The 26,616-nt window shown below is 67.3% G+C and carries 27 protein-coding genes, 1 tRNA gene and 1 pseudogene; 15 read left to right on the top strand and 14 right to left on the bottom strand.

Translation table 11 applies throughout. The annotated features are described in order from the left end of the window. Positions 1 to 79: 79 nt before the first annotated feature. The 4 genes from ACH0AE_RS12055 (at position 80) to ACH0AE_RS12040 (ending at position 3,508) form a co-directional block, all read left to right on the top strand. On the top strand, positions 80 to 565 hold the full coding sequence (locus ACH0AE_RS12055) for an asparaginase domain-containing protein (RefSeq protein ID WP_294442821.1): 486 nt from the start codon (positions 80 to 82) through the stop codon (positions 563 to 565). A gap of 72 nt (positions 566 to 637) precedes the next feature. Then, positions 638 to 2,509, top strand: a complete 1,872-nt coding sequence (sppA, locus tag ACH0AE_RS12050; protein ID WP_294442822.1) for a signal peptide peptidase SppA — start codon at positions 638 to 640, stop codon at positions 2,507 to 2,509. Between the two features lie 7 nt (positions 2,510 to 2,516). Then, positions 2,517 to 2,942 (top strand): hypothetical protein, encoded by a 426-nt coding sequence (locus ACH0AE_RS12045; protein WP_294442823.1) that lies wholly within the window; start codon positions 2,517 to 2,519, stop codon positions 2,940 to 2,942. Further along, the gene (locus ACH0AE_RS12040; protein ID WP_294442825.1) at positions 2,939 to 3,508 is read left to right on the top strand and encodes a GNAT family N-acetyltransferase; all 570 of its coding nucleotides are present in this window, start codon (positions 2,939 to 2,941) and stop codon (positions 3,506 to 3,508) included. Before ACH0AE_RS12045 ends, ACH0AE_RS12040 begins: the two co-directional genes overlap by 4 nt. Positions 3,509 to 3,581: 73 nt before the next feature. On the opposite strand, the gene ACH0AE_RS12035 is transcribed toward ACH0AE_RS12040, so the two are convergent. The 3 genes from ACH0AE_RS12035 to ACH0AE_RS12025 form a co-directional block, all read right to left on the bottom strand. Beyond that, positions 3,582 to 4,208 (bottom strand): trimeric intracellular cation channel family protein, encoded by a 627-nt coding sequence (locus ACH0AE_RS12035; protein ID WP_294442826.1) that lies wholly within the window; start codon positions 4,206 to 4,208, stop codon positions 3,582 to 3,584. Between the two features lie 43 nt (positions 4,209 to 4,251). Further along, positions 4,252 to 6,300, bottom strand: a complete 2,049-nt coding sequence (locus ACH0AE_RS12030) for a TonB-dependent receptor domain-containing protein (protein ID WP_294442827.1) — start codon at positions 6,298 to 6,300, stop codon at positions 4,252 to 4,254. A gap of 150 nt (positions 6,301 to 6,450) precedes the next feature. After that, positions 6,451 to 6,984: a hypothetical protein gene (locus ACH0AE_RS12025; protein ID WP_294442828.1), complete on the bottom strand. Its 534-nt coding sequence runs from the start codon at positions 6,982 to 6,984 to the stop codon at positions 6,451 to 6,453. 103 nt (positions 6,985 to 7,087) lie between these two features. On the opposite strand from ACH0AE_RS12025, the gene glpX reads away from it, so the two are divergent. Continuing rightward, complete coding sequence (glpX, locus tag ACH0AE_RS12020) at positions 7,088 to 8,059, top strand: class II fructose-bisphosphatase (protein WP_294442829.1); 972 nt, start codon at positions 7,088 to 7,090, stop codon at positions 8,057 to 8,059. Continuing rightward, positions 8,059 to 8,793, top strand: coding sequence for a CPBP family intramembrane glutamic endopeptidase (locus ACH0AE_RS12015; RefSeq protein ID WP_294442831.1), 735 nt, complete (start codon positions 8,059 to 8,061; stop codon positions 8,791 to 8,793). Before glpX ends, ACH0AE_RS12015 begins: the two co-directional genes overlap by 1 nt. A 105-nt stretch (positions 8,794 to 8,898) precedes the next feature. On the opposite strand, the gene nusG is transcribed toward ACH0AE_RS12015, so the two are convergent. The 6 genes from nusG to ACH0AE_RS11985 all read right to left on the bottom strand — a co-directional run bounded on the left by nusG (position 8,899) and on the right by ACH0AE_RS11985 (position 15,183). After that, a complete protein-coding gene (gene nusG, locus ACH0AE_RS12010) occupies positions 8,899 to 9,435 on the bottom strand; it encodes a transcription termination/antitermination protein NusG (protein WP_294442832.1) in 537 nt (178 codons plus the stop codon). 20 nt (positions 9,436 to 9,455) lie between these two features. After that, on the bottom strand, positions 9,456 to 9,653 hold the full coding sequence (secE, locus tag ACH0AE_RS12005) for a preprotein translocase subunit SecE (RefSeq protein ID WP_294442834.1): 198 nt from the start codon (positions 9,651 to 9,653) through the stop codon (positions 9,456 to 9,458). A 220-nt stretch (positions 9,654 to 9,873) separates the two neighbouring features. Beyond that, a tRNA-Trp gene (locus ACH0AE_RS12000) sits at positions 9,874 to 9,950 on the bottom strand. Between the two features lie 37 nt (positions 9,951 to 9,987). Continuing rightward, positions 9,988 to 12,342 carry a bifunctional diguanylate cyclase/phosphodiesterase gene (locus ACH0AE_RS11995; RefSeq protein WP_294442835.1) on the bottom strand — a complete coding sequence of 785 codons (2,355 nt, stop codon included), beginning with the start codon at positions 12,340 to 12,342 and terminating at the stop codon, positions 9,988 to 9,990. A 92-nt stretch (positions 12,343 to 12,434) separates the two neighbouring features. Beyond that, positions 12,435 to 13,349, bottom strand: coding sequence for a glutathione S-transferase family protein (locus ACH0AE_RS11990; RefSeq protein ID WP_294442837.1), 915 nt, complete (start codon positions 13,347 to 13,349; stop codon positions 12,435 to 12,437). Between the two features lie 100 nt (positions 13,350 to 13,449). Continuing rightward, on the bottom strand, positions 13,450 to 15,183 hold the full coding sequence (locus ACH0AE_RS11985) for a fatty acyl-AMP ligase (RefSeq protein ID WP_294442838.1): 1,734 nt from the start codon (positions 15,181 to 15,183) through the stop codon (positions 13,450 to 13,452). Between the two features lie 109 nt (positions 15,184 to 15,292). Here ACH0AE_RS11985 and ACH0AE_RS11980 point away from each other — a divergent pair, with 109 nt between their 5' ends. From ACH0AE_RS11980 to ACH0AE_RS11970, 3 genes are all read left to right on the top strand, one after another. After that, positions 15,293 to 15,817, top strand: coding sequence for a regulatory protein RecX (locus tag ACH0AE_RS11980; protein WP_294442839.1), 525 nt, complete (start codon positions 15,293 to 15,295; stop codon positions 15,815 to 15,817). Between the two features lie 87 nt (positions 15,818 to 15,904). Continuing rightward, the gene (locus tag ACH0AE_RS11975; protein ID WP_294442840.1) at positions 15,905 to 16,477 is read left to right on the top strand and encodes a cold-shock protein; all 573 of its coding nucleotides are present in this window, start codon (positions 15,905 to 15,907) and stop codon (positions 16,475 to 16,477) included. Position 16,478: 1 nt separating this feature from the next. Next, positions 16,479 to 16,961, top strand: coding sequence for a DUF192 domain-containing protein (locus ACH0AE_RS11970; RefSeq protein ID WP_294442841.1), 483 nt, complete (start codon positions 16,479 to 16,481; stop codon positions 16,959 to 16,961). Between the two features lie 122 nt (positions 16,962 to 17,083). Here ACH0AE_RS11970 and ACH0AE_RS11965 read toward each other — a convergent pair whose 3' ends face one another. After that, entirely contained in the window at positions 17,084 to 17,353 is a 270-nt protein-coding gene (locus tag ACH0AE_RS11965) for a hypothetical protein (protein WP_294442842.1), read from the bottom strand. Positions 17,354 to 17,500: 147 nt separating this feature from the next. Here ACH0AE_RS11965 and ACH0AE_RS11960 point away from each other — a divergent pair, with 147 nt between their 5' ends. Next, the gene (locus ACH0AE_RS11960; protein WP_294442843.1) at positions 17,501 to 17,893 is read left to right on the top strand and encodes an NADH:ubiquinone oxidoreductase subunit NDUFA12; all 393 of its coding nucleotides are present in this window, start codon (positions 17,501 to 17,503) and stop codon (positions 17,891 to 17,893) included. A 203-nt stretch (positions 17,894 to 18,096) separates the two neighbouring features. Further along, a pseudogene (locus tag ACH0AE_RS11955) lies at positions 18,097 to 18,330 on the top strand (DUF2155 domain-containing protein); the annotation flags it as partial. A 35-nt stretch (positions 18,331 to 18,365) separates the two neighbouring features. On the opposite strand, the gene aat reads toward ACH0AE_RS11955, so the two are convergent. Next, entirely contained in the window at positions 18,366 to 19,100 is a 735-nt protein-coding gene (gene aat, locus ACH0AE_RS11950) for a leucyl/phenylalanyl-tRNA--protein transferase (protein WP_294442844.1), read from the bottom strand. Positions 19,101 to 19,168: 68 nt separating this feature from the next. Next, on the bottom strand, positions 19,169 to 19,552 hold the full coding sequence (locus tag ACH0AE_RS11945; RefSeq protein WP_294442845.1) for a hypothetical protein: 384 nt from the start codon (positions 19,550 to 19,552) through the stop codon (positions 19,169 to 19,171). 159 nt (positions 19,553 to 19,711) lie between these two features. Between ACH0AE_RS11945 and radA the strand changes: the two genes are divergently transcribed. From radA to ACH0AE_RS11930, 3 genes are all read left to right on the top strand, one after another. Next, a complete protein-coding gene (gene radA / locus ACH0AE_RS11940; RefSeq protein ID WP_294442846.1) occupies positions 19,712 to 21,085 on the top strand; it encodes a DNA repair protein RadA in 1,374 nt (457 codons plus the stop codon). A gap of 73 nt (positions 21,086 to 21,158) precedes the next feature. Further along, entirely contained in the window at positions 21,159 to 22,655 is a 1,497-nt protein-coding gene (locus ACH0AE_RS11935) for a DUF4139 domain-containing protein (protein ID WP_294442847.1), read from the top strand. A 7-nt stretch (positions 22,656 to 22,662) separates the two neighbouring features. Then, positions 22,663 to 24,228, top strand: a complete 1,566-nt coding sequence (locus tag ACH0AE_RS11930; protein WP_294442848.1) for a DUF4139 domain-containing protein — start codon at positions 22,663 to 22,665, stop codon at positions 24,226 to 24,228. On the opposite strand, the gene ACH0AE_RS11925 is transcribed toward ACH0AE_RS11930, so the two are convergent. Continuing rightward, positions 24,204 to 24,515, bottom strand: coding sequence for a hypothetical protein (locus ACH0AE_RS11925; protein WP_365927895.1), 312 nt, complete (start codon positions 24,513 to 24,515; stop codon positions 24,204 to 24,206). The two genes, ACH0AE_RS11930 and ACH0AE_RS11925, sit on opposite strands and share 25 nt — an antisense overlap. A 67-nt stretch (positions 24,516 to 24,582) precedes the next feature. Between ACH0AE_RS11925 and ACH0AE_RS11920 the strand changes: the two genes are divergently transcribed. Further along, positions 24,583 to 25,011: a CBS domain-containing protein gene (locus tag ACH0AE_RS11920; RefSeq protein ID WP_294442850.1), complete on the top strand. Its 429-nt coding sequence runs from the start codon at positions 24,583 to 24,585 to the stop codon at positions 25,009 to 25,011. 4 nt (positions 25,012 to 25,015) lie between these two features. Here the strand turns inward: ACH0AE_RS11920 and ACH0AE_RS11915 are convergent, their stop codons facing one another. Further along, positions 25,016 to 26,479, bottom strand: a complete 1,464-nt coding sequence (locus tag ACH0AE_RS11915; protein WP_294442852.1) for a lipopolysaccharide biosynthesis protein — start codon at positions 26,477 to 26,479, stop codon at positions 25,016 to 25,018. Positions 26,480 to 26,616: the final 137 nt, after the last annotated feature.

Raw genomic sequence — 26,616 nt, 5'->3', positions numbered from 1 at the left:
AAACGCACGATAATGGCGTTTCATCGGTAGCCGATGGTCGGCTATGGCGCGGCTTTGACGGGTAACGACGGAGCCGCGCGTGGCGGAAGTGCTGATCCTCACCACCGGTGGGACGATCGACAAACTCTATTTCGACGCGCTGAGCACGTACCAGATCGGCGACAGCGTGGTTGACCGGCTGCTGCAGACCGCGCGGGTGACGCTGCCCTATCGGCGCGTCGAGCTGATGCGCAAGGACAGCCTGGAGCTGACCGACGACGATCGCGCCGCGATCGCCGCCGCGGTGCGCGAGGCGCCGGAGCGGCACATCGTGATCACCCATGGCACCGATACGATGACCGGGACCGCGCAGGCGCTGGCCGGCATCGCGGACAAGACGATCGTGCTGGTCGGCGCACTGGCGCCGGCGCGCTTTGCGGAAAGCGACGCGACCTTCAACCTGGGCATGGCCTTCGCCGCGGCGCAGGTGGCACCGGCGGGCGTGTGGATCGCGATGAACGGCACGATCTTCGCAGGCGACAAAGTGCGCAAGGACAGGACAGTCAACGCGTTCGTTGCGGATTGACGGCGCGCCGGCCGTATTGTTGATGTCATACACCATCGGCTAGACCAGTCGGCGGCAAGGCAGGAATTCTGGATGAAACTGGTTCGCGGCGCGTGGAAACTGCTGGTCGGCATCAAGGACGCGCTGGTGCTGGTGGCGATGCTGCTGTTCTTCGGCCTGCTGTTCGCGGCGCTGAACAGCCGCCAGTCGCCTGCCGCCATCAAGGACGGCGCGCTGGTGCTGGATTTTGCCGGCCCGATCGTCGAGCAGCCGGAGGAAACCCCGCCGCTCGCCTTTGCGACCGGCCAGGAGATCGGCCAGCAATATCGCCTCCGCGACGTGGTCCGCGCGATCAACAAGGCGAAGGACGACAACCGGGTGAAGGCGATCGTGCTGGATCTCGATCGCTTCGGCGGCGCCTATCCGGCGACGCTGGGCGAGGTGGCCGATGCGCTGGCGCAGGTGCGGCAGGCGGGCAAGCCGGTGCTGGCCTATGCCACCGGCTATACCGACGGCGGATACCGGCTGGCGGCTGCGGCGAGCGAGATCTGGATGGATCCGCTGGGCGGCACCTATTTCCGTGGCCCGGGCGGCACGCAGCTTTACTACAAGGGGCTGATCGACAAGCTGGGCGTCACCACCCACGTCTATCGCGTGGGCAAGTTCAAATCGGCGGTCGAGCCCTATACCCGCACCGACGAGAGCCCCGAATCGCGCGAGGCGTCGCTGGCGCTGTACGGCAACCTGTTCGAACAGTGGAAGGAAGCGATCGCCAAGCATCGGCCGAAGGCGAAGTACGCCGACTGGCTCACAGTGCCGGACAAGCTGGTGCGCCAGGCGAACGGCGACATCGGCCAGGCGAACCTGGCGACCGGCCTGGTCGACAAGCTGGGCGATCGGCTGGCGTTCAACCAGCGCGTGGCGAAGATCGCGGGCACGGAAACGGGCAAGCCGGTTAACTGGTACAAGCAGATCAAACTCGACGCCTATATCAACGCCGATCCGCTGCCGGCGAAGGGCGAGGTGGGCGTCGTCACGGTCGCCGGCGAGATCGTCGATGGCAAGGCGGGCCCTGGCACCGCGGGCGGCGATACGATCGCCAAGTACATCTATGACGGGCTGGCGCAGAAGAACCTGAAGGCGCTGGTGGTTCGGGTCGATTCGCCGGGCGGTTCGGTGACCGCGTCGGAGAAGATCCGCGTCGCACTGATGGAGGCGAAGCGGCAGGGGCTGCCGATCGTCGTCTCGATGGGCGGGCTGGCGGCGTCCGGCGGCTATTGGGTGTCGACGCCCGCTGACGTGATCTTTGCCGAGCCGGGGACGATCACCGGATCGATCGGCATTTTCGGCATCATCCCGACGTTCGAGAACACGCTGGCCAAGATCGGCGTGACCACCGACGGCGTGAAGCTGACGCCGCTCGCCGGCCAGCCCGACGTGCTGGGCGGGATCGACGCCGAAGCGAATGCGATGATCCAGTCAACCGTCGAGCACGGCTATTCGCGGTTCCTGGCCTATGTGTCGCAATCGCGGAAGATGCCGGTCGCGCGGGCGAACGAGATCGCGCAGGGCCGGGTGTGGACTGGCGGCACCGCGCGGCAGATCGGCCTCGTCGACCGGTTCGGCACGGTGAACGATGCGATTGCCGAGGCCGCGCGCCGGGCGAAGCTGGATCCGGCCAAGGCGAAGCCGGTGTATCTGGAGAAGAAGCCGAGCTGGGCCGCGCAGCTGGCGCGGCAGATCGGCAGCGAGGAGGACGATGCGGCGGCGCCGACCGACGTGCTGGCGCGGATCGCTTGGGAGCAGCGGCAGGTGCTGGCGAAGGCCGTGGGCGACGTTCGCCGGCTGGCGATGGGCGGCGGCATCCAGGCGCGGTGCCTGGAATGCGGCGGGCTGGGGCCGGTTTCGGCACGCACCGGCGATGTGACGCTATTCGAGGCGGTGCTGGCCCGCGTGGGGCTGTGAGCGGGCGATGAGCCTGCTCGCGTTGCTGCTGGCGCAGGCGGCGCCGGGCGTGGGCACCGCGCCGCCCGCGCCAGTGGCCGGGGTGCAGCCCGCCTCGCCGCGGACGCTGAGCGGGCGCTTCACCTGTCCGGCCGAGATCTATGAGATCCAGGTGACGGCGGCGCCGCTGGCGGGCACCGGCGCGGTGCTGGACCGGCTGACCATCGGCGGCCAGCCGGTGGATGCCGGCTCGCTTGCCGAAGCGCGGCGAATGACGGCGCGGCTGGCGGATATCCAGTCGCTCGACGTGCGCTGTCTGCCCGACGGCGGGGGCGAGCTGAGCGTCTATGGCACGCAGGCAACGCCGGGTGCGCCGCCGCGGCGGGCGCGGATGCGCGGCACGCTGAAGAGCGGGCGGGTATCAAACCTGGTGGTGGGCGTGGCGCAGCGATGACGATCGCGATCCGCGCGGCAAGGCCCGAGGATGCCGCCGCGATCGCGACGATCTACGCCCCGTTCGTGACGGACGGCGTCGTCTCGTTCGAGGCGACCGCGCCCGGGCCGGCGCAGATGCGCGAGCGGATGGCCTCGTCGGACGGGTTCTATCCCTGGCTGGTCGCGAGCGACGCCGGTAACGAGGGAGAGCCGGTGCTGGGCTATGCCTATGCCGGTCGCTTCCGGGAGCGGGATGCCTATCGCTATGTCACCGAGACCTCGATCTATCTCGCCGGCGCCGCGGAGGGGCGGGGCGTGGGCCGCGCGTTATATGGTGCATTGCTGGCGACTCTGCGGGTGCAGGGATTCACCGAGGCGATGGGGGTGATCGCGCTGCCCAACGATAGATCGGTGCGGCTGCACGAGGCGCTGGGATTTCGCCGCGCGGGTGTGCTGGAGGCGGTGGGGCGCAAGCACGGCCAGTGGGTGGACATCGGACTGTGGCAGTGCGCGCTGGCGGCGCGCGGTGCGGCGCCGGCCGAGTTGCGGCGGTTCGTCGATGTGGGGGCGCGGCAGAGCGCTTAGGGCCGACTTTCCGGGAAGGAGCGGGACCCCGGCTTAGGGCCGGGGTGACGGTTCCTTGGGTACGCGGGAGGACTCAGCGCTTGCCGCGATAGGCGGGCAAATGGATCTGCCAGCGGATTGCGGCGGCGCGCAGCGCGAAGCCAGCGACGGCGGCGATGATCGCGGCGGCGACCGGCGGCATGCCCAGCAGGGTCATCGCGACATAGAGCGCGGCGGCGAGCGCCGCAGCGGTGACATAGAGTTCCGGCCGCATCAGGATCGACGGCTCGCCGGCCAAGACGTCACGAATGATGCCGCCGACACAGGCCGTCACCACCCCCATGACGAACGCGGGCACGGGCGGCACGCCATAGCGCAGCGCCTTGGACGCACCGTAGACGGCGTAGGCTGCCAGCCCGACGGCGTCGAACCAGTCGAGCGCGGCGCCGCGCCACCAGCGTTCTGGCGTGATCCAGATGATCATCGCGACCGTGAGGCAGGCGGTGGGCACGCGGCTGTCGACGATCCAGAATACCGGCGCGCCGATCAGGAGATCGCGCACCGTACCGCCGCCGACGCCGGTGATCAGCGCGAAGAAGACGAGCGTCACCATCGTCTGCCCGCGCCGCGCCGCTGCAAGCGCGCCCGAGGCGGCGAACACCGCCATCCCGGCAAGATCGAACCATGGCGCGAAGGCGGGAACGAGAGTGTCGGGCGGCATGCCGGGACCGCTATCAGATCAGGCGCGCCGCCGGGAGGCGTGCTCAGCTGAAATTATGCTTGAGCGTGAGGTACGGCAGGATGTGCTGATTGCGGACGCGATCCTCGACCCGATAGGGCAGGGGCGTGCGGCGATCGGGCTGGAAGAACAGCCGTTCGCGCCGCGAGGAAAGATTGCCGAGATTGTCGACGCCGAGCGTGACCGTTGTGCTTCTGCTGGGGCGATATTCGACGAACGCGGTGACATAGGGATTGCCGGGATAGAGCGTGTCCAGCTCGTCCTGGCGATAGGTGGTGTAGGGATCGTCGCCCTGGAAGCCGACGCCCCAGGCGAAGCTGCCGAGATCCTGCCGCCAGTTCACTTCATAGACGAAGGGCGAATTGCCGGAGTATTTGCGGTGGCGGCCGGTATAGGGATCGCGTACCGAGGTGCCGACATAGGACAGCCGGCCCGAGATGCGGCCGCCCTTGATGCCGAACCGGCCGACCGGGATGTCGAAGGTGGCGCGCGCGATCTTGCTGGTGCCGTCGCCAAGGTTGCCCGGCGCATCGAAGCCCTCGGGCGTGGGCACACGATCCTGCACCAGCGCGGTACGGGTATAGCCGAGCTCGATCTTCACCTGGCCGTCGCCCAGTACCTGCTTCTCGATCGTCGCCAGCGCTTCCCATGACCGTTGCGGCAGAAGATCGGGATTGCCGCCGTTGACGCGCTCGTTGGAAAGCTCCGCGGCGCTGATGAAATCCTCGAACTGGAGCTGCGCGACGGTGCGGGCAACCGAGGCCTGGGCGCGCCAGCCATCGCCGATCCGCCAATCGACGTTGATCTTGGGCTTCAGGAAGCGGAGCGAGCGCTCCGCCTCGGCATCGCCATCCACCGTCAGGCGGGAGAATTCGTAATTAAGCGCCAGATCCATGCGCAGCTTGGGCGTGAGCGAGCGGCTGGCGTTGGCGAACGCCTCGACGCGATATTCCGTGACGGTGGCATCGTCGACCGGCAGATCGATGCGGGTGCGCACGCCGTCCGCGCCGAAGCCGAACAGATCGACTTTGCTGCGCAGGCGATTGAGCGCGCCCTCGACACCGGTCTCTACCGACCAGTCACCCAGATCAGGCCGCGTCCACAGGCCGCGCAATACCGCCTCGTCGCGCTGGCTGCGAACGTTCTGCTGATAGCCGTCGGTCACATTGCCGCGCACGCGCAGCAGCGACACTTCGCGATCCGTCCGGTCGCGCCGGGTGGCGAGGCCGATCAGCTTGAGGCCGCCGCCCATGAAGGGGCGCTGGACGTCGCCGCCGACTTCCCACTCATCGAAGTAGAAGCGCTGGTTGAGGCGATCGTCGCGGACGGGGCCGAAGGCGGGGAAGACGTCGTTCGTCTGATCGAGGCGGAAGCGATCGAAGGCGTAGCGGGCGTTGAAGCGCGCGGTTTCGAACTGCGATGCCTTATAATCCCACGATCCCGAGATGTAGGCGTTGGGATCCTCGATCGCATTGAACTTGCGGCGATATTCCACCTCGTCGCCGGACGGGAGGGCGCGGACGCGGTCGTAGCCCTCCTCGCTCGTCTGGTTGTTGTTGACGCCGATCGCGGCGTTGAAGGTGGAATTGCCGCTCCGCTTCAGTGCGGAGACGCTGCCCTCGGGAAGGAGCTTGCCGTCGAACTGGCGGCGCACGCTGCCGGTGACGGTGCCGGCAACCCCGCCGCCACCGGCGAGGATCAAATTCACCACCTGCGCCTTGCCGCTATATTCCGCGCCGAACAGCGTGCCGGGGCCGACCTCCACCCGCGCCACCTGGCTCGCCGGGATGCGCGCGAGGACGACGTCGATCGTGTCGCTCTTTGACGACGGACGCTGGCCGTTGATGACGACGTTGCCCGCGGCCTGGCCGAAGCCGCGCACTTCCTCGCTGCTGAGTTCCAGCGTGAAGCCGGGGACGCGGCGGACGATCTCGAGCGCGTTGGCCGGCTGGAAGCGCTGGAAGAAGGCAGCGTCATAGGTGGTGCGGCCAGCGGCATCGACCGTTTGCGCGGCGGCCGGGGAAGGCGCGAGGGCAAGCACCAGCGCAAGCGTGCTGGCCAGTTCGATACGCATTACTCACATTCCCCGTTCGCGACCCCTCGCAGCGCCGACATACGCAAGGGACGGGCCAAGCGCCATCAGCGTTACGGCGGTAGGGAATTGGTGTGCGGCGGAGGGGAACCGTGTCCGGAAGCGGACGAGAACTGTTCGATTGCGGACGGTTCAGGCGTCGCGCCAGTCCTCCAGCGCCGCGTCATAATCGTCGCGCGCCTTGATCCGCTTACGATCCAGCGCGGCGCGTTCGGCGACCTGTGCCTTGTCGAGGGCGCGACGCTTGGCGGCGAGCGCTTCCTCCTCGCGCTTCAGGGCTTGGCGTTCGGCTTTGTGCCGGGCTTCGGCGGCGTCGAGCGCTGCCTCCGCTTCGTCCAGCTTCGCGCGCGACGGCTTGGGCCTGGCCTTGGGTTTCGGCTCTGTCTTGGGCGCGGGGCGGGCAGGGGCGGTCGATTTTTTGGCGGATGGCTTGCGCGGTTTCGGCGCTTCCGGCTCGTCCGGCGCCGTGCGGGGGACGCGGATCACCTCGCCGGGGCGGGCGAGCGGTTCAGCGGTCAGCGCCGGATCGGACACGACTTCCGCGATGCCGCGCGCGAAGAGATCCGCGTCGCTGCCCCATGCCTTCAGCGCCGCCTTCTGGCTGGTCGCCGCGACATAGGCATCGTGGAACCCCGCAGGGGTGCGATAGACCTTCAGCTTCGCCATGCGCCCGCTTGTCGCCCGGCCGCGGCAAACCGGCAAGCGCCGTCTCGACACCGCCATATCAGCCGCCTATCGGTCTCGCGACATAAGGATTTTGGGGGAAAGAATGCCGACAGCCAGCAAGGTGCTCGATCGCGTCCTAGTGCTCGAAATGGTTCGCGTGACGGAGGCTGCGGCGATCGGCGCCTCCACGCTCATCGGTCGCGGCGACGAGAAGGCCGCGGATGCGGCGGCGGTCGAGGCGATGCGCGAGGCGCTGAACACGCTCGACATCGACGGCACGGTGGTGATCGGCGAGGGCGAGCGCGACGAGGCCCCGATGCTGTACATCGGCGAGAAGGTGGGTGCGGCGCAGGGCACCGGCCCGAAGATCGACATCGCGCTCGACCCGCTGGAAGGCACCACGATTTGCGCCAAGGCCGGGCCGAACAGCCTCGCCGTGCTGGCGATCGGCGAAGAGGGCTGCCTGCTCAACGCGCCCGACGTGTACATGGACAAGCTGGCGGTTGGACCGGGCCTGCCGGAGGGGATCATCGACCTCGACAAGACGCCGACGCAGAATGTCGAGGCGATCGCGGCCGCGAAGGGCGTGAAGCCCAACGAGATCATCGCCTGCGTGCTCGATCGCCCGCGCCACGAGAAGCTGATCGCGGAGCTTCGCTCGATCGGCTGCGGCGTGGTGCTGATCGGTGACGGCGACGTTGCCGGCGTGATCGCGACCACCAACCCCGACACGACGATCGACGTGTACATGGGTTCGGGCGGCGCGCCGGAAGGCGTGCTGGCCTGCGCGGCGCTGCGCTGCGTCGGCGGGCAGTTCAAGGGCCGCCTCCTCTTCCGCAACGAGGACGAGCGCGCGCGTGCTCGCAAGTGGGGCATCACCGACCTCGACAAGCAGTACGACCTGAAGGAGCTGGCGAAGGGCGACTGCATCTTCGCCGCGACCGGCGTCACTGACGGATCGCTGCTGGAGGGCGTCAAGCGCCGCGGCAAGACGATGACCACCGAGAGCGTGGTGATGCGCGCCTCGTCCGGCACGGTGCGCTGGGTGAAGGGCGAGCACCGCCTGGATCGCTGATGCTTCCCGCGCTGCTGCTGGCGCTGGCGATTGCAATGATCGTCGGCGGGTGGTGGCGCAGGAAGAGCCTGGCGTCGATCATTGCCGAGCGATTGCGGGGCCCGGTGCCTTCGCGGCCGCGCTCCTCGCTCGCCTGGGCGGCGGGGATCCTCGTCATGTACGGCGCGACGTCACTGGTGGCGCTGGCGCTGGTGGGGCGGCTCGACGCGCTGGTGGTGTTGCCCCCGGAACTGGTGCCGGCGGTCGCGACGCTAGGCATCGCGCCGATCGACCTGGCGGAACTGGGACGGCTTGGCGTGGCGATCGGCGGCGGCTTCGTGCTGGGCGCGGCGCTTGTCGTGCTGGCGCTGAAGCGCGGATGGCGCTGGCTTGACCCGCCCTATCGATCCTCCGCCGTCGCGATGCGCGGGGACGAAGTTGGCGCGGCGCTCGCGCTGTCCGCCGCGGCGGGGATCGGCGAGGAATTGTTCTTTCGGCTGACCGTGCCGCTGTTGGCCGCGAGCGTCTTGGGCAATGCGGTGGCGGGTTGCGTTCTCGGCTGGGCATTGTTCACGCTCGCGCACCGCTATCAGGGGCGCGGCGGGATGGTCGCGGTCGGCGTGGTGGGTGCCGTACTCGGGTGGCTGTATCTCGCGACCGGACAGCTGTGGGTGGTGATCGTGCTGCACGCGCTGGTTGATGCGAATGCGTTGGTGGTGCGACCGTGGCTGGAGCGGCGGCTGCGGCGCGGATAGATGCGCCGGAAAGTAGGGAGGAGCGGGACCCCGGATTCAGTCCGGGATCAAGGCTCATCTGCCGAGGCTGCCGTCCTTGCCCTCGGCAAGAACGGCGCCTGAAGTTTACTTGCTGCGCTCGACCTGTTCGAAGTCGAGCTCGACCGGCGTGGCGCGGCCGAAGATCGACACCGACACCTTGACCTTCGACTTGTCGAAATCGAGTTCCTCGACGGTGCCGTTGAAGCTCGCGAACGGGCCGTCCAGCACCTTGACCGAATCGCCGATCTCGAAATCGACCTTGACCTTGGTCTTCGGCGCGGCGGCGGCTTCTTCCTTGCTGTTCAGCATGCGCGCGGCTTCCGCCTCGCTCACTGCTTGCGGCTTGCCCGACGAGCCGAGGAAGCCGGTGACCTTCGGGGTGTTCTTGACGAGGTGATAGACCTGATCGGTCATCTCGAGCTTGGCGAGCACATAGCCCGGCATAAACTTGCGCTCGACCTGGATCTTCTTGCCGCGGCGCGCTTCCTGCACCGTCTCGGTCGGCACCTCGATCTGCTCGACGAGGTGCTCCAGCCCCATGCGCGCGGCCTCGGCCAGGATCGAATCGCGCACCTTTCCTTCGAAACCGGAATAGGCGTGGATGATGTACCAGCGTGGCATGTTGCTGACGCGTCCTTTTCTTACTTGGCCAGGCTAAGCAGCGCGTTGACGATCGCGTTGAAGATCGTGTCCACGCCCAGGAAGAACAGCGCGAGGATCGTCGTCATGATCATCACCATGACACCAGTCATGATCGTCTCGCGCCGGGTGGGCCAGACGATCTTCTTGGTCTCGGTGCGGACCTGGTTGATGAACTCGATCGGAGTCGTCTTTGCCACGTGCCTTGCCTTCAATCATTCGAGCCGAAAACGAGGCATAAGCTCTCTACCGCTTTCCCGTCTAAGGGAACGGTGAGTGGCTGTCCGCGCTGTCGGATGCGTCGCGCGAGATAGCGTTGCAGGGGCGCGAGGGCAAGAGCAGCGGGTTGCGGAACGTGGCCGCAGCGGCATTACTGCCGAATCCGTTCGACCAAGTCGCTGACCAACTTCGCGGAAGGGCTGGCAGGGGAGCTCGGATTCGAACCGAGGGCCTTCGGTTTTGGAGACCGACGCTCTAACCAGCTGAGCTACACCCCTGCAGCGACACCGCCCTTAGCGGGCAGTGCGGCGCTGTTCAAGCGGCGCGGGATGCGGATCGACTGCGCACCGCCACGGCGCGTGCCTCGTCCACCGGCAACGGCCGCCCGTAGAAATAGCCCTGCACGCGCGAACAGCCGAGTTCGCGCACCATTGCCAGTTCCTCCGCCGTCTCGACGCCTTCCGCGATCGTCGCCAGATCAAGGCTGTTGGCCAGCGCGACGACCGCGCGGATGATCGCCACCGCCTCTCGCGTGCCCTGGGATGCCGCCTGCACGAAGCTGCGGTCGATCTTGATCGAGGAGAAGCGTGTGCGGGAGAGATAGCCGAGCGAGGAATAGCCAGTGCCGAAATCGTCGAGGCTGAGCCGCACGCCGAGATCGAGCACGCGCTGCAGCACGGTGGCGGCCTGCGCGCCTTCCTTGATGAAGACGCTTTCGGTGACTTCGAGCTCCAGCCGGTGCGGCGCCAGGGCGGAGGTAGCGAGCGCCTGGGCGACGACGGTGACGAATTCGGGATTGTGCAGCTGTTCGGGCGATACGTTCACCGCGACGCGGGTGTCGCCGGGCCAGCGGGCGGCCTCCTCGCAGGCGGTGCGCACCACCCATTCGCCGATCGGGCCGATCAGCCGGGTCTCTTCGGCAAGCGGGATGAATTTGGTCGGCGGAACGAGGCCGAACTCCGCGCTGCGCCAGCGAAGGAGTGCCTCGAAGCCAGTCAGGCGCTCGCCGGCAGCATCCACCACCGGTTGGTATTCCAGGTGAAGCTCGCCCTTCTCAAGAGCCTGGCGCAGTGCGATCTCGAGGACGCGGCGCTCCTCCGCCTCGACGTGTAGCTGGGGCTCATAGGCGTGGAAGACGCCGCCGCCGGCGTCCTTTGAGCGGTAAAGCGCGAGATCGGCCGAGCGGATCAGCGTTTCCGCGGTGCGGCCGTCGCGGGGCGAGCACGCGACGCCGATCGAGGCGCCGATGTACAAGGTGTGCTGATCGACCTCATAGGGCCGGGAGAGCGTGTCGATGATGGTCTGCGCCAGCCGCGTGATCCGGCTGGCCTCCGTGGCGTCGTTGATCACCACTGCGAATTCATCTCCGCCCAGCCGACCGATCAGTTCATTGTCGGTGATAAGCTGGTTGAGCCGTTCCGAGACGCGGCCGAGCAGGCGATCGCCGATCGGATGGCCGAGCGTGTCGTTCACTGCCTTGAAGCGATCGAGGTCGATCATCATGAAGGCGGCGCGAGTGCCCCATTTCTCCGCCTCGGCCAGCGCCTTGGCGAGCGCCTCGTTGACGAGCAGGCGGTTGGGGAGGCCGGTCAGGGCATCGAACCGCGCCATGCGATTGATCTTGTCGACCGAGGCGCGTTGCTCCGTGACGTCGGAGCCGACGCCGCGGAAGCCGGCAAAAATGCCGCGATCATCGATTCGGGGGCTGGCGGAGATCTCCCACCAGCGCTCCTCGCCCGCGATGACGACCGGCAGCGACAGGTGGCGGATGCTGTCGCGATGCTTCAGCTTTTCGGCGAGAAGGCGCAGGCCGGCGGAGAAATCGCCACTCTCCCATGCGGGGCCGGCGAGCGCCTGGAACAACGGCATGCCTTCCAGCTCCGCGGTGCTGCGGCCGAGCGCGGCCGCGAAGCGCGGCGTGACGTTGACGAGGCGGCGCTGCGTATCCGTCTGCCACAGCCAGTCCGAGCCGCCTTCCTGATATTCGCCGAGGAGCAGGCTGACGGTTTCATCGCGATCGCTGAGCGAGAGTTCGGAGCCACGCAGCAGCACCAGCGTGCGCGCGCGGGAGATGCAGGCGGCGGTGAGCAGCCCGGCGAAGAGCAGGGTCGCGGCGGCGGCAAGGTAGCTCTGCTGCAACACGAGAGGGACGGCCATGGCGAGCGCGAGGCCGAGCACGAAGCTGAGCGCGCCCAGCACCAGCGAAGCCATGGCGACTGCCGCCGCCGTCATCAGCACGCACAGCACCGTCCACAACGGGAGGAGCGTATCGGGCGCCGCCTGTGCCCCGAACCAGAGGGGAGCGATGCTCCACACGGTGGCGAGGACGATCCCCTCCACTCCGGTGCCGCGAAGCTGCGCGAGCGAGGCGTGGCCCTCCTCGAAATGGGCGGTGCGCAGCCGCCGCAGCGTGACGACTGCGGCCGCGAGCGCTACCGTCATCCCCCAGCCGATCAGCCACGGGAGCGGCAGCTGGCCCGCGAAAAGCTGCATGACCAAAGCCGCGGCAATAAGGTTCGCTGCGAGCAGGACCAGCGCCAGTTGGCGACCGCAGAACAGCTGAGTCGCGCGGACCCGGCCCCACAATATGGGATCGTCGCCTTCGCCCAGGCCGAGCAGGAGGCGGAGCGGAACGGGCGACGTGCGCACTGCTTCTGGCGAGGAGGTCACAGATGTAACCGGTAGCGCGCTACGGTTTACGGATCCTTTCAGTCGTCCGAAAAAGTGCAGCAATACTGGCTTTTAGCGCCGCTCCGGAGCGATCACGTCGCGGGCGCCAGGGCGAAGCCAATGCGGGGAACGTGGATCACGACCTCGCCCGTGCGCGAATCGCGGTGGCGCACGGCAAGGTGGTGCGGCGACGAGCCAACAAGCGTACCGCTGATCGGCTCGCGCCCGTAATCGGTGGCGGAGACGGTGACTTCCCTTCCCGCGAGCGCGGCATCCCGGGCAGCGACCTCGGCTGCTTCCGGCTTCGAATCGCGGGCGATGGCGATCGCCTCTTCGCGAGTCGCGCTGCTGCGCTGGCCGTGGCCGATGGCGCGCACGCGATCATACCAGTCGCCGAGGCCGGGCAGATCCTCGAACGCGTCGGCTGCGGCAGCGTGGAAGGAGCGGACGAACCAGAGGTTGTAGTAAGCGTTGGCGTCGAGGAGGCCGGGGCGATCGCCCGACAGGAAAGCGCGGCCGTCCGCGAGCTGTTCGCTGACCAAGGCGGCGTGGCTGCGTAGTTGATCCGCCATGTGCGGCACGGCGGCGCGCATCGCGGCGGGATTGAATGGCTGGCCGCTGAGCTTTTCGCGGTCCCGCTTGAAGGCTTCGTCCACCGAATCGCCCAGGCCGCCGAATATCACCGTCACGGCGGCCTGGAAGAAGGCGCGATCGGTCCACTGTGCGGTTGCCTGATCGATGCCAAGGCTGCCCGACGGGAACAGGGTGGGCGTGGGGAAGCGGCGTTCCAACTCGCGGACGATCAGGACGCTGTCACAATAGATGTCCGCGCCGATCTGCATCACCGGAATGCGGCGGTAGCCGCCGGTCAGGGCAAGCAGATCGGGCTTGGGCATGATGACCGGCTGGTCGACCGCGGCCCAGGCGAGGTTCTTGATGCCCAGGCACACCCGCACCTTCTCCGAGAAGGGCGAGCTATCATATTGATGCAGCAGGATCGTCGTCATCAGCCCTCCACGCGCGCTGCTCAGCGGCAGCGTTGGTGGAAGGGGTAACGTGTGCGAGGATTAAGTCGATCGTTTTCTTTTGGCCGACCGAACCCAGCGATCAGGCAGCAACGGCGTAGGGCTTGATCTCACCCGAGAGGTACAGGTTGCGGGCCTTGGCGCGGCTGAGCTTGCCCGAACTGGTGCGCGGCAAGGTGCGCGGCGGGATCAGTTCGATGACGCAGTTCATGCCGGTGACGGCACGGACGCGGTCGCGAATCTCGTTGCGCAGGCGGCTACGCTCGGCATCGTCGGACGTGCGGCACTGGACGAGCACCGCGGGCGTTTCCTCGCCGCCCGGCGTGGTGATCGCGAAGGCGGCAATGTCGCCCTGCTTGAAGCCGGGGAGCTGCTCCACGGCCCATTCGATGTCCTGCGGCCAGTGGTTGCGGCCGTTGACGATGATCATGTCCTTGGCGCGGCCGACAATATAGACGTAGCCGTCCGACAGATATCCCATGTCGCCGGTATCCAACCAGCCGTCTGCCATGCAGGCCTCGGTCGCTGCGTCGTCACGGAAATAGCCCACCATCAGCGACGGCCCGCTGCACCAGACCTTGCCGATCGCGCGCTCGGGAAGCGGCGTGCCGTCTTCCTCGCGGATTTCGACCGCCATGTCCTTCACCGGCTTGCCGCAATTGACGATCGCACGGTAGCGCTGCGGGCGATCCTGGCCGGCGGGAACGCCGGAGAGCTGCGTCTCCTCGACCAGCTCGACGCGGATCCCCTCACCCGGCGGCATGATCGAGACGGCGAGCGTTGCTTCCGCGAGGCCGTAGGAGGGAAGGAAGGCGCTGGCCTGGAAGCCGGCATCGGCAAAGGCATCGACGAAGCCCTGCATCACGTCCGGCCGGATCATGTCCGCGCCATTGCCGGCGAGGCGCCAGCGGGAGAGATCGAACCGGTCGGCAGCCTTGGTCTGGCTCGACATGCGCCGGGCGCAGATGTCGTAGCCGAAGGTCGGCGAATAGCTGATCGACGTGCCGGGATTGCGGCTGATGAGATCGAGCCACGCCAGCGGACGGCGGGCGAAATCCTCGGTCTTCAGATAATCGACCGACACCTGATTGGCGATCGGCGACAGGAAGCAGCCGACAAGCCCCATGTCGTGATACCAGGGCAGCCAGGAGATGCAGCGATCGGTCTCGATCAGCTCCATGCCATGGGCGTGCGCCGCGAGGTTGTTGAGCAGCGCGTGGTGAGTGATCGCGACGCCGTGCGGGAAGCGCGTCGAGCCGCTGGAATATTGCAGATAGGCGATGTCATCGCCCGATGCCTTCGGCAGGTCCACGGCATTCGCGTCACGCGAGAGCAGGTCAGCCCAGTCGATCCCCTGCGTCCCGACCGCGGCGGCGGCGGCGCCTGCCATCTCAGACAGTTCGGGCGGGTAGATCAGCATCTTCGGATCGCAGCTCGTCAGCTGGACGCGCAGTTGATCGATGTAGGATTCCTTGCCGCCGAACGAGGTCGGCAGCGGCAGCGGCACTGGCCACGCGCCGGCATAAACGGTGCCGAAGAAGAGTGCGGCGAATTCGGCGCTTGTTTCCGCGACCAACGCAACCCGGTCCCCCGGCGCGATGCCGGCCGCGATCAGCCGATAGGCCGCGGCCTTCGCATCGGCCTGAAGTTCGCGGAAGGGGTAGGGCCGAACCAGCGTGCCGCGCGCATCATGGAAATTGAGCCCGCGTTCGCCCCCGGCGGCATAATCCAGCGCCTGCCCAAGCGTTTCGAACTCGGAAAAGATGCGCGGCTGCGCATCGCTGCTCGGGGTAGGCAAAAGGGTCGCGGTCGTCATGTGTCTGCTCAAGTCTCATGGGCGGTGCACGGATGCACCGACATTTGGCCCCAGCCGTGAACGGTCGCCGCGTTCAAAATCCGATGGCAGTGTGGCAACAACAAGGCGCATGTCTACGCCGCGCCGCCCGCCGCCCCCGCTCGATACTGCTGCGCTGGAGGCGCTGGCGCTCCGGTACGTCGAGCGATTTGCCACGACAAGAGGAAAGCTGGCGGCATATCTGTCGCGCAAGGTGCGCGAGCGGGGGTGGACCGGTGCGAGCGCCGACCCGCAACAGATCGCAGATCGGATGGCGCAGCTTGGCTATGTCGACGATCACGCCTTCGCTGAGGCCAAGGCGCGGTCGCTGGCACGGCGTGGCTATGGCACGCGCCGTGTATCGATGGCGCTACGCGCGGCTCATGTCGGTGAGGAGGATGCCGCCGACGCGCTCGAGGAAAGCGCCGACCAGGCATTTACCAGCGCGCTGGCGCTCGCCCGGCGGCGGCGTTTCGGCCCCTTTGCCGCGGCGGTGACGGACGAGCGCACGCGCGAGCGGCAAATCGCCGCTCTGGTCCGCGCCGGGCATAATTACGCGCTGGCGCGGCGGATCGTAACGGCAGAACCCGGCGATATACTTGAGCCCGATCAATAAGGCGCCGGATCAACTTCTCCGTTTTGCAACGAGACGTTTGTGCGATGCGTCAACCGTGCTAGCGTCGGCACGGGGAAGCAGAGAGAGATGCGCAGCCAGCCGTTTGATGCCGCGGACGACCGCGAAGGGCCAGCCGACGTCGACGCGCAAGCGGCGGACGAGGGGGTGGCCGTATCCGGCACGCTCAAGTGGTTCGACGTGACGCGGGGCTTTGGCTTTCTTGTGCCCGACCAGTCGGAGTTCGGCGACGTTCTGATCCACTTTTCGGTGTTGCAGCCGCTTGGGCGGCGCAGCATCCCGGAAGGATCGCGGATCGAAGCGATCGCGGTGCGCCGCGAGCGCGGCTACCAGGCGCGCGAAATCGTGTCGCTCGACCTCAGCACCGCCGTCGAGCCCGCCCCGCGCACGACGAACCGCGTCGATCCCGTTAGCCTGATCGGCGAGGCGGGAGACTGGGAGCCGGTGACGGTGAAATGGTTCAACCGCCTGAAAGGCTATGGTTTCCTGGTGCGAGACGATACGCCGGGTGATATCTTCGTTCACATGGAAACGCTGCGCCGCGGGGACATCGTGACGGTCGAGCCCGACCAGCGGCTGCGCGCACGCGTCGTCGAAGGGCGCAAGGGGCCGATGGCGGTCAGCGTCGCGCAGGAGGATTGAAATGAAGTTCCATGGTCTGGCAGCGATCGCGCTGCTGATCGGCGTATCCGCCTGCACCGGCCAGGACGCGGCGGCATCGGCGGGCAACGAGGCGGCGAAGGCGCCGCTGACCACCGTTACGGTGACGAGCCAGACCGGCCGCCACGTCTTCAAGGTGGAGATGGCGCGGACCCCGGCGGAGCAGGAACGCGGGCTGATGTTCCGCACCGACATCCCGAAAGATGGCGGGATGCTGTTCGCGCCTTATCCCGCAGACGGCGGCGGGCCGCGCGAGGCAAGCTTCTGGATGAAGAACACGCCGTCGCCGCTGGATATCATCTTCATTCGCGCGGATGGCACGATCGCCCGCATCGCCGAGAATACGGTGCCCTTCTCAGAAGCGCAGGTGCCGTCGGGCGAGCCGGTGGCGGCGGTGCTGGAGATCAATGGCGGCCGATCGGCTGAACTGGGCATCAGCGAAGGCGACAAGGTGAGCTGGAAGTAGCATCCGCCAGCGCCGCTGGCGGCGACGAGTAGCGGATACGCAAAAAAAAGGGCGCCCAAGCAAACTTGGGCGCCCTTGCTGTTTGACGGCCGGCGGACCGGGCCGGTCCGCCAATGGGTGATTTAGATCCCGTTCGCCAGGTTGGTGTCCGGATCGTTGGTGCGCAGGTCGTCCGCCTGATTCTCGCCCGTTGCGCGAACCGCATCCGCCTGGTTCTCAAGCGCGTCGCTGGCCACGTCCGACGAGACGTTATCGGCCATATCCTCAAGATTGTCGGCGCGGGCCTCGGCATTGGCTTCGATATTGTCGGCAGCCTGTTCGCGCGGGCTGGAATTGCACGCCGCGAGCGACATCACACCTGCAGCAAGACCGCCAATAACTAGCTTCTTCATCTGTTTACCCCTGTTCGTTTCGGTTCATCAACAGCAGCAATGGCCAAATCCCCGGCTTTGTTCCCTGGCATGCGGCGCATCGACCCGAGAAAGCACTGCCGCACGGCATTGAAGGGGCGAGCGCCAACCGCTAAGCGCGGGGCCGTCATGGGCATCAATCTCAACCCCTTCACCTGGTGGAACGGCGCCACCATCGGTACCTGGTTCGGCCTGCGCGGCAAGACGCGCGTCGGCGAGGACGCGCTTGGCAACGTCTATTGGGAAGGCGGGCGGGATACCGCCGGCAACCCGCGGCGCTGGGTGATCTACAACGGTCCAAACGATGCGAGCCGCGTCCCGCCGGAATGGTTCAGCTGGCTGCACCACCATGTGGACGGCGCGCCCGACGAGGCGCTGCCGAGCCCGCGGCCGTGGCAAAAGCCGGCCAAGCCGAACATGACCGGGACGCCAGAGGCCTATCGCCCGTCGGGCGCGCTGGAAAAGGGCGGCCATCGCCAGGCGGCCACAGGTGATTACGAGGCGTGGAGCCCCGACGCGTGAAGCCGGCGGTCGCGGCCGGCGGTCTTGCCGCCGCGGCGTTGATCGGCGTCGGCGTGTGGCAGGGTGCGCGCTGGCTGGGCGATGACACGCGCCAGACGCCAGTCGCCAGTCAGCAAGTGCCGGATGCCGCGGAGGCCGAAGTGCCTTCCGATGTGGTGACGGTCGAGGGAGATACGGGGCCAGTAGACGCCGGCAGCACGCCGATGGCGGAGCGCGTGGCGGTCGTCGGCCTGCTCAACAAGCGCAATGGCGTCAGCCGCGATCTGACGATGAAGCCGGGTCAAGCGCTGCGCGTCGGCGATACGATCGTCCGGCTGCGTGCGTGCGAGCGCACCGCGCCGTGGGAGCAGGAGCAGCTGACCGGCGCGTTCGTGCAGCTGGACGTGCGCGGTGCGGATGAGAAGTGGCGGCGGGCGTTTTCGGGATGGCTCTACAAGGAGCGTCCTGCGCTGAACGTCGTCCAGCACCCGATCTACGACGTCTGGGCCAAGAGCTGCACGATGTCCTTCCCGGACAAGGGGCCGGCGACAGAAGTGCTGGGAACGCCATCCACCGCCCGGAAATCGCCCGCACCCACGGCCCAGGAATCTCCCGCGGCTGCGGCACCGAGCACTTCCGAGAGCGCATCGCCCAGCAACGCAACGTAATCCGCGCGTTCGATCTCCACCGCGCCCATCGAGGCGAGGTGATCGGTCATGAACTGGCAATCGAGCAGGGTGAAGCCGCCAACCCGCAGCCGCGCAACGAGTGCCGCGAGCGCGGCCTTGGACGCGTCCGTCGTTCGGCTGACCATCGATTCGCCGAAGAAGGCGCGCCCCAGTGCCAGGCCATAAAGCCCCCCGACCAGCGAGTCGCCTTCCCAGCATTCGATCGAATGGGCGAAGCCGGCGATATGAAGCTGCCGGAAGACGCGTTCGATCGAGTGGTTGATCCAGGTTTCGGGCCGATCGGTGGCGGCTTCGGCGCACATCGCGATGATCTCGTCGAACGCGGTATCGGCGGTCAGCCGGAAGCGTTCCGACTTCAGCGTGCGGCGCAGCGAACGGGAAAGATGGAAGCCGTCGAGCGGCAGGATCGCGCGCTGCCGCGGTTCGACCCAATAGACGCCGGGCGCGTCGCGCGCATCCGCCATCGGGAAGACGCCGACAGCATAAGCGCTGAGGACGGTGGCGGGATCCAGCGACTGGCGTGGGCGGTGGCGGGCCATCAGGCCGGCACCATATCACATAACGGCGCCGCCGCATCCCGGGAGGAGCGGCGGCGTATTCGTTGCTCTTACGAGCGGCAGGTCTGCGAGCCCTTGCCCGGCTGCTCCAGCGTGATGTTCTCGGGCGTGCCGGTCAGCTTCCAGCCGCCGTCGGCAACCAGCGGATCGCCGGCGTTCGCAGCGGTCAGCGTGACGGGCGTGCCGTCCTTCTCGGTGCGGACGATCGCCTGCTTGTCACCCTGGAAGAAGGTGACATAGGCAAGGCTGTTGTCCTTGCAGCGCATCGTCTTCTCGGCCTTGATCGCCGGGGGAAGCTCAACCGCACCCGCATTGGCAAGCTCGGTCGCCATCGGATCCGGGTTGGTGTCGAGCACTTCGGGAGCGTCCGACTTGGAGTTGCAGGCAGCGAGCGCGAGGAGCGCCGCGGCGGCGAAATAAAGGGGGCTCTTCATAGCGGCAGCCCGCTTCGCGCATGCAGCAATCTACGTCAAGATCACTGCCGGACATATTGTATCAAAGTGCAGAATATTAAGCTTCTGTTCCCTTGTTGTTCCGACCCTGATACGAAAGTATAAGTCGCCCACGGCGCGTGTCGCACTGCAGGAATGAAGATGGCCAAGCTCCAGAAACGCTATGTCTGCCAATCGTGCGGTTCGGTCGCCTCGAGGTGGCAGGGACAGTGCGTCGACTGCTCGGAGTGGAACACGCTGGTCGAGGAAGCGCCGGCGGTGGTGACGCCGTTTCAGGCGAAGCACAATCTGCAGGGGGGCGGGCGCGCACTGACGATGGTGGCGCTGGACGCCGAGGTGCCGCTGCCGGCGCGCATGGCAAGCGGCATTGCGGAGCTCGACCGGGCGCTGGGCGGCGGCTTCGTCGAGGGAAGCGCGACGCTGATCGGCGGCGATCCCGGGATCGGCAAATCGACGCTGCTGCTGCAGGCAGCGGCGCGGCTGGCGCTGGGCGGGGCGGACGTCGCCTATGTCTCCGGCGAGGAAGCGGCCGACCAGGTACGGCTGCGCGCACGGCGGCTGGGGCTGGGGGAGGCGCCGGTGCGACTCGCTTCCGCCACGTCGGTGCGCGATATCCTGACCACTTTGGGAGCGGGGCGACCGCCGGCCCTACTGGTGATCGATTCGATCCAGACGATGCATTCAGATCTGATCGAGGGCGCGCCTGGCACCGTCAGCCAGGTGCGGGCCAGCGCGCAGGAACTGATCCGCTTTGCCAAGGAGCGCGGCACGGCGCTCGTGCTCGTCGGCCATGTCACCAAGGATGGCACGATCGCCGGCCCGCGCGTGCTGGAACATATGGTGGATACGGTGCTGAGCTTCGAGGGCGAGCGCAGCCACCAGTATCGCATCCTGCGCGCGATCAAGAACCGCTTCGGCGGCACCGACGAGATCGGCGTCTTCGCGATGCAGAGCGAAGGGCTGACCGAAGTGTCGAACCCGTCGTCGCTGTTCCTGACGCAGCGCGACGAGAGCGTGACGGGGGCGGTGGTGTTCCCGGCGCTGGAAGGGACGCGGCCGGTGCTGGTGGAGATCCAGGCGCTGGTCGTCCGGCTGGCGAGCGGGGCGACGCCGCGGCGGGCGGTGGTCGGCTGGGACAGCGGGCGGCTGGCGATGATCCTGGCCGTGCTCGAAGCGCGCTGCGGGCTCAGCTTCTCCTCGGCGGAAGTTTATCTGAACGTCGCGGGTGGATATCGCGTGCAGGATCCGGCGGCGGATATGGCGGTGGCAGCGGCGCTGGTGTCCGCGCTGTCGGAGCGGCCGGTGCCGGCGGATGCGGTGGCGTTCGGCGAAGTCGCTCTGTCCGGCGAGGTCCGAAGCGTCGCGCACGGCGCGCTCCGGCTGAAGGAAGCGGCGAAGCTTGGCTTCGGCCAGGCGCTGGTGCCGGCATCGACGACGGGTGAGAAAGCCGCGCTACGACTGGCGGGATTCCCGACGCTGGGCCGGCTGGTCGATCATTTGCTGGGCCGTGGATGACGGCAGCGCATTTCATGGGATGACGCCGGCTGGAGGCAACCCTAAGCTGTTGAGGAAACGGGGGAGAGGTCGCATGCGTCGGTTGGGCATGGCGATGACGCTGATCGCGTCGTCGGCGGCAACGCAGGTTTGGGCACAGGCTCCTACGCCGGGAGGTGGGCCGGCGCGAAGCGCGCAGGGCGACGTGGCCGTCACCATCTACAACAACAACCTGGCGCTTGTGCAGGACACGCGGCAGCTCAATCTTCCAAGGGGGGTGAGCCGGCAGGACTTCCCCGACGTGTCGAATGGGATCCGGCCGGAAACGGTGCGGCTGTCGACCGATGGCGTGACGATCATCGAACAGAATTTCGATTACGACCTGCTCTCCCCGCAGGCGCTGATGGAAAAGGCAGTCGGCCAGACGATCACGATCCTGCGCACGAACCCCGCGACTGGCGCGGAGACGCGCGAGCGGGCGACGGTGCTGGCCAATAATGGCGGCGTGGTGCTGCGGATCGGCGACCGGATCGAGGTGCTGCGCGACGACGGCCTGCCCGTGCGGGTGGTGTTCGATTCCCTGCCGCCCAACTTGCGCGCGCGGCCGACGCTGTCGGTGACGGTCGATTCCGCCCGCGCCGGGACACGGCCGGCAACGCTCAGTTACCTGTCGAACGGGTTCGGCTGGAATGCAGACTATGTCGCACTGTTCGATGAGGCGAGGAGCACGATTGACGTGCAGGGCTGGGTGACGCTGCGCAACAGCAATGACACGCCGATGGTGAACGCCGATGCGGTGCTGGTGGCGGGGGCGCCAACGGCCAATACATCGCGGCGGGCTCCAGCCGTCGGCAATTACGCGCCTGGCACCGCTGCTGGTACCGAGACGGCACCGCGCGGGCGGCTCGGGGACTTCTATCTGTACCCGCTGGGACACCGCACGACGATCGCCGCCAAGCAGCAGAAGCAAGTGAGCTTCCTCAACGTGTCCGCCGTTCCCGCACGCAAGGCGTACGAGTATCGCGTCCCTGCCCTCCACACGCAGAGCGAGCCCGGAAGCGCCTCAACCATCTTCGCCTTTTCCTCGTCCCGTACCGGTGGGCTGGGCGATGCGCTGCCCGCCGGGACGGTGCGGCTCTATATTCGCGATGCGGCCGGCCAGCCGCAGTTCATTGGCGAGCGTGCGATCGGCCATACGCCGATGGGATCCTCGCTGGCACTCGTCACCGGCGAGGCATTCGACGTGAAGGTTCGCCCCGAGGTGGTGAAGCGGGAAGAGATCGACGGCGACGAAGGGCGCCGCGTTGCTCGCTATCGCGTCACCGAGGATGGCGAGACGCGGACGATGGAGGTGGACCGCGCCACCCAATTCTATCGTACGACGATGAAGTACGAGGTGACCAATGCGCGCCCGGAGCCGGTGACGGTGGATGTCGTGCAGGCGGGGCTCGACAATCACTGGCGTGACACGCGTGTTTCCTCGGAGAGCCTGAAGGGCGAGCAACGTTCGCTGGACGAGCGGGTGTGGCACGTACCGGTGCCGGCCAACGGCAGCGCGACGCTGACCGCCGTCATCGAAACGCGTTACTGAGCGCGCGATGCGCCGCCGCGCTCCGCATCGTGCCCCGGGGATCGCGCGCCTGTGCAGCGGCGTGCTACTGGCTGTCGCCATACACGCGGGGGCGATCGCCCAGACAGTGGTGACGTCGACAGAGCCGGACCAGCTTTCCGTCACCCTGTACCGCGCGCCCGATCGTGCGCCGAGCACGCCGCTCAGCCGCACATCGGCGCAAGGTTTCGCACTCGTCACCGAGACGAGGACGGTAACCCTGCCCGCGGGGCCTTCCGTGATCCGCTTCGAGGGTGTGGCCGGGAACATCATGCCGGAAACGGCGATCGTCGCCGGCTTCCCGCAGGATGTGGTGGAGAAGAACCTCGATGCCGCGCTGCTCAGCCCGCGCAGCCTTTATGATCGCGCACTTGGCCGCCGGGTGCTGATCCGGCGAACCAATCCGGCGACCGGGCAGGTGATCGAGCAGCAGGCGACGATCCGCTCCGGCGCGGATGGCGCGGGAGTGATCGAGGTTGCAGGCGGCTTTGAGGCGCTGAGTTGCTCCGGCCTTCCCGAGAAGATCGTGCAGACCGATGTGCCGGAAGGGCTGAGCGCGCGGCCCACGTTATCGATCGCGACGACGGCGGCGCGGCCGGTCTCCGCCACGATCACCTTGTCCTATCTTGCCGGCGGGTTCGACTGGCAGGCGGATTATGTCGTGACGCTTGGTTCCGATGCCGAAGCGGAAGGCCGGGCGAGCCTTGCTGCTTGGGTGACGCTCGCATCGACCGACGTGACCAGCTTTCCCGATGCGCGCACGCAGTTGGTGGCGGGCAAGCCGAACCGCGAAAGGGCGCCATCGTTCGGCAACTACGACATGGGCTGGCTGGAGCTGAGCTGCTGGCCAACCCAGGTCGCCTATTCACGCGACGAGCGCTACGACATGGCTGGGGTGCTGCCTCCTCCTCCGCCACCGCCGCCTCCTCCGCCGGCCCCGGTGATGGTCACCGCGATGCGATCATCGGCGCCTGCCGCGGAAGTGATCCAGGGCGAGCTTGGCGACTTCAAGCTCTACACCGTGCCGGCTCCCACCACGGTCGCTGCGAAGGGGCAGAAGCAAGTGGCGCTGACGACGCGCAACGGGGTTCGGGTGCAGACACTTTATGTCAGTGACGGCTATTCGTCGGGGGTGCCGAACGCGCGCCGCGTTTTGCGCCTGCGCAACCGGAAGGCGGACGGGCTCGGTCTGCCGCTGCCGGCGGGTCGCGTCGTCGTGCTTCAGGAGGGTGGTGATCGCCCGATCCTGCTGGGAGAAACGTGGCTGGACGACAAGGCGGTCGACGAGGAGATCGAGCTCGGCCTGCCTGGCTCGCCCAGCGTCTCTGCCAGGATCGAGGAGTTGCCACGGCAAGGTAAGGCGCGCTCCTTCGTTCTCACCGTGAGCAACGCCAATCCCTGGCCGATCGCTTACGAGGCGCGGTTCGCGACCGGCACCGGGCAGATGAGGGCGGCGCGGCGGCTGGTGACGCGCAAGGGAAAGCAAGTTTGGGCGACCACCGTGCCGGCGAACGGGACGGCGACATTGCGCTATTTCTTCCGCAAACCCGGCTGATCGGCATCATCGGCCTGATCGGAGTCAAACGTATCCACCGCCTCGTCATGCCCGGTGCCCGACGACAGGAAGGTCAGCCCCATCAGCGCGCCGGCCATCAGCACCGACCCCGTCACGCCGCCGATCGTCGCCAGCGTCGCGATCCAGCCCAGTTCGCCGTAGGAGCGGCCGACCAGCCACACCGCGATCAGCGACGCCACAAGGCCGATGACGGCCGTCCAGGCCAGCAACCGGCGAAAACGGCGCCAGGCGAATTTTGCGTATTCGGGATCGTCCAGCTGGCTCATACTTTCCATCTGCTACGGAGAAGCGCATTCTTCCAGCAGAGAAGCGATTGATAAAAGGAGCGGAGCGATGACGATCGCGGCAATCCTGCACGGCAAGGGCGGAGAGGTGATCTCCACCACGCCCGATCAGACGGTGCGTGCGGCAGTCGCGCTGCTGGCGCAGCGGCGAATCGGGGCGCTGCTGGTGATGGAGGGCGACGAGGTCGCCGGCGTCTTCTCCGAACGCGACGTGATCTATTGCCTGAAGGACGGTGATACGGGCGTGCTCGATCGCGCGGTGCGGGACGTGATGACCGCGCCAGCCGTCACCGTGACGCCTGAGGATCCGGTGCTCGGCGCGCTATCGCTGATGACGCAGCGGCGGATCCGGCACTTGCCGGTGGTCGACGGCGGACGCGTGATCGGCGTCGTCTCAATCGGCGACCTCGTCAAATATCGCATCGACCGGGTGGAGGCGGAGGCCGAGGCGATGCGCGCCTATATCCAGCAGGCGTAAGCGATTAGCGCGGGCGGAGCAGCGCCAGCATCTCGCGCAGGAGCGCGCGACCGAAGACGAGCAGGCAGGCGGCATAGGTCGCCCCCCCGACCGCGACCAGCAGCGCGAGCCGCGGTAGTGGCGGCAGGTTAGTCGCGCGATCGGCGAGTACCACGGCCGCACCCATGATCGTGGCGGCGAGGAGCGGCGTCGCCACTGCGCGCGCAACGTCACCCAGCCGGGCGCCGATCACGGGGAGCGCGCGCCAGCAGCTGATCGCGAGATAGAGCGGGTAAGCAACGATCCAGGCGAGCGCGAGCCCGGTCACGCCCCAGCGCACACCGACGAGAAAGGCGAGCGCAAGGATCACCGATCCGGCGGCACCATTCTGCACCCCGATGCCGGGCCGGCCCAGCGCGTCGCACGCCGGGGAGAACAGCACCTGCAAGGTCATGAATGGCATGGCGAGCGCGAGCAGGCGGACGATCGGCGCGGCCGCGGCCCATTTTTCCCCCAGCATCGTCAGCACCAGCGGCTCGGCGGTTGCTGCGAGGCCGATGTAGAAGGGGAGGGCAGCGAACATCACGATCCGCACCCCCTTCACGAAGGCAGCGGCAGTGGCGACGCGATCGTGCTGGATCCGGGCATAGGCGGAAAAGGCGACCTCGTTCAGCGGCGGCACGAACTTCGAGACGAAGATCTGCGCCAGGAACAGGCTGGTCGTGTAGATCCCGAGTGCATGCACATCGAGCGTGCGGCCGGCGATGAACACGTCGACCTGGCTCTGCAGGAACCAGAACAGCTGGCTGGCGGCCATGACTCCGCCGAAGCGGGCAAGCGCCCCGGCGCCGCGGAAATCGAACAGCGGCCACATGAGCGACTTTGCGGCCATGGTCATGCCGATCGCGCGGGTGGCGAAGAGCGCCATGGGGGCAAACACCAGGGTCCACACGCCCCAGCCGGACAGCGCGCCGATCAGAGCCATGCCGGCACCGGCCAGGGAGGAGATAATGTTGACCCGCGCCTGGAGCCGGAAATCCATCGCACGGCTGAGCAGCGCCTGGGGCAGCGCCATAAAGGGGGTGCCGAGATAGATCAGCGCCTGGACGCGGAGCAGCTGCGCAACCTCGGGCTGGCGGTAATACGCCGCGGCCAGGGGGGCGAGCGCGACCTGGATCAGGGCGAGCGCCACGTTCACCACGATGAGCATGCCGAACAGCTGCCGGATCTCGCGTTCGGTCACCTCGGGTCGCTGGACGAGGCCGCTGGCGAGGCCATAGCCGTTCAGCATGTTGAGGAACGCCATGACGACGCCGGTCATCGCGAATAGGCCGTAATCGCTGGGTGACAGAATGCGGATGACGAGGAAGGTCGCGGCCCATTGCACCATCTGCGCCGCGATCTGGCTGCCCGAGCGCCATATCACCGCGTTACGCACCTGCCGGGCGAGCGATTCCGTCTGATTCGATGCGGCGGTGGGGGCGACCATGTCGGATTCGCTACGGGGTGGCGGCTTCACAAGCCATTAAAACCGGCGGGAAAGCGTGGTTTTTGGGGGTGTGTGTAAGAAAGTTGCAAAAAGGGTTTGACGGGTTGGGGTGGTTTACCTAGATGGGTGTCACCGCA

Origin of the sequence: Sphingomonas sp. 179-A 2A2 NHS (assembly GCF_045371305.1) — a bacterium.
GTDB lineage: Bacteria > Pseudomonadota > Alphaproteobacteria > Sphingomonadales > Sphingomonadaceae > Sphingomonas.
This window is presented reverse-complemented; position numbering and strand designations above follow the sequence as displayed.

Bases quoted from the DNA above. Each gene is read 5' to 3' on its own strand.
- ACH0AE_RS11960 (WP_294442843.1), top strand. From the start codon at position 17,501: ATGGGCATCAATCTCAACCCCTTCACCTGGTGGAACGGCGCCACCATC.
- ACH0AE_RS11930 (WP_294442848.1), top strand. From the start codon at position 22,663: ATGCGCCGCCGCGCTCCGCATCGTGCCCCGGGGATCGCGCGCCTGTGC.
- nusG (WP_294442832.1), bottom strand. From the start codon at position 9,435: ATGCCACGCTGGTACATCATCCACGCCTATTCCGGTTTCGAAGGAAAG.
- ACH0AE_RS11925 (WP_365927895.1), bottom strand. From the start codon at position 24,515: ATGAGCCAGCTGGACGATCCCGAATACGCAAAATTCGCCTGGCGCCGT.
- ACH0AE_RS11935 (WP_294442847.1), top strand. From the start codon at position 21,159: ATGCGTCGGTTGGGCATGGCGATGACGCTGATCGCGTCGTCGGCGGCA.
- sppA (WP_294442822.1), top strand. From the start codon at position 638: ATGAAACTGGTTCGCGGCGCGTGGAAACTGCTGGTCGGCATCAAGGAC.
- ACH0AE_RS11965 (WP_294442842.1), bottom strand. From the start codon at position 17,353: ATGAAGAAGCTAGTTATTGGCGGTCTTGCTGCAGGTGTGATGTCGCTC.
- ACH0AE_RS12035 (WP_294442826.1), bottom strand. From the start codon at position 4,208: ATGCCGCCCGACACTCTCGTTCCCGCCTTCGCGCCATGGTTCGATCTT.
- ACH0AE_RS12030 (WP_294442827.1), bottom strand. From the start codon at position 6,300: ATGCGTATCGAACTGGCCAGCACGCTTGCGCTGGTGCTTGCCCTCGCG.
- ACH0AE_RS11985 (WP_294442838.1), bottom strand. From the start codon at position 15,183: ATGACGACCGCGACCCTTTTGCCTACCCCGAGCAGCGATGCGCAGCCG.
- glpX (WP_294442829.1), top strand. From the start codon at position 7,088: ATGCCGACAGCCAGCAAGGTGCTCGATCGCGTCCTAGTGCTCGAAATG.
- ACH0AE_RS12025 (WP_294442828.1), bottom strand. From the start codon at position 6,984: ATGGCGAAGCTGAAGGTCTATCGCACCCCTGCGGGGTTCCACGATGCC.
- ACH0AE_RS11915 (WP_294442852.1), bottom strand. From the start codon at position 26,479: ATGGTCGCCCCCACCGCCGCATCGAATCAGACGGAATCGCTCGCCCGG.
- ACH0AE_RS11945 (WP_294442845.1), bottom strand. From the start codon at position 19,552: ATGAAGAGCCCCCTTTATTTCGCCGCCGCGGCGCTCCTCGCGCTCGCT.
- ACH0AE_RS12045 (WP_294442823.1), top strand. From the start codon at position 2,517: ATGAGCCTGCTCGCGTTGCTGCTGGCGCAGGCGGCGCCGGGCGTGGGC.
- ACH0AE_RS11980 (WP_294442839.1), top strand. From the start codon at position 15,293: ATGTCTACGCCGCGCCGCCCGCCGCCCCCGCTCGATACTGCTGCGCTG.
- ACH0AE_RS11990 (WP_294442837.1), bottom strand. From the start codon at position 13,349: ATGACGACGATCCTGCTGCATCAATATGATAGCTCGCCCTTCTCGGAG.
- radA (WP_294442846.1), top strand. From the start codon at position 19,712: ATGGCCAAGCTCCAGAAACGCTATGTCTGCCAATCGTGCGGTTCGGTC.
- ACH0AE_RS12040 (WP_294442825.1), top strand. From the start codon at position 2,939: ATGACGATCGCGATCCGCGCGGCAAGGCCCGAGGATGCCGCCGCGATC.
- ACH0AE_RS12015 (WP_294442831.1), top strand. From the start codon at position 8,059: ATGCTTCCCGCGCTGCTGCTGGCGCTGGCGATTGCAATGATCGTCGGC.
- ACH0AE_RS11975 (WP_294442840.1), top strand. From the start codon at position 15,905: ATGCGCAGCCAGCCGTTTGATGCCGCGGACGACCGCGAAGGGCCAGCC.
- aat (WP_294442844.1), bottom strand. From the start codon at position 19,100: ATGGCCCGCCACCGCCCACGCCAGTCGCTGGATCCCGCCACCGTCCTC.
- ACH0AE_RS11920 (WP_294442850.1), top strand. From the start codon at position 24,583: ATGACGATCGCGGCAATCCTGCACGGCAAGGGCGGAGAGGTGATCTCC.
- ACH0AE_RS11970 (WP_294442841.1), top strand. From the start codon at position 16,479: ATGAAGTTCCATGGTCTGGCAGCGATCGCGCTGCTGATCGGCGTATCC.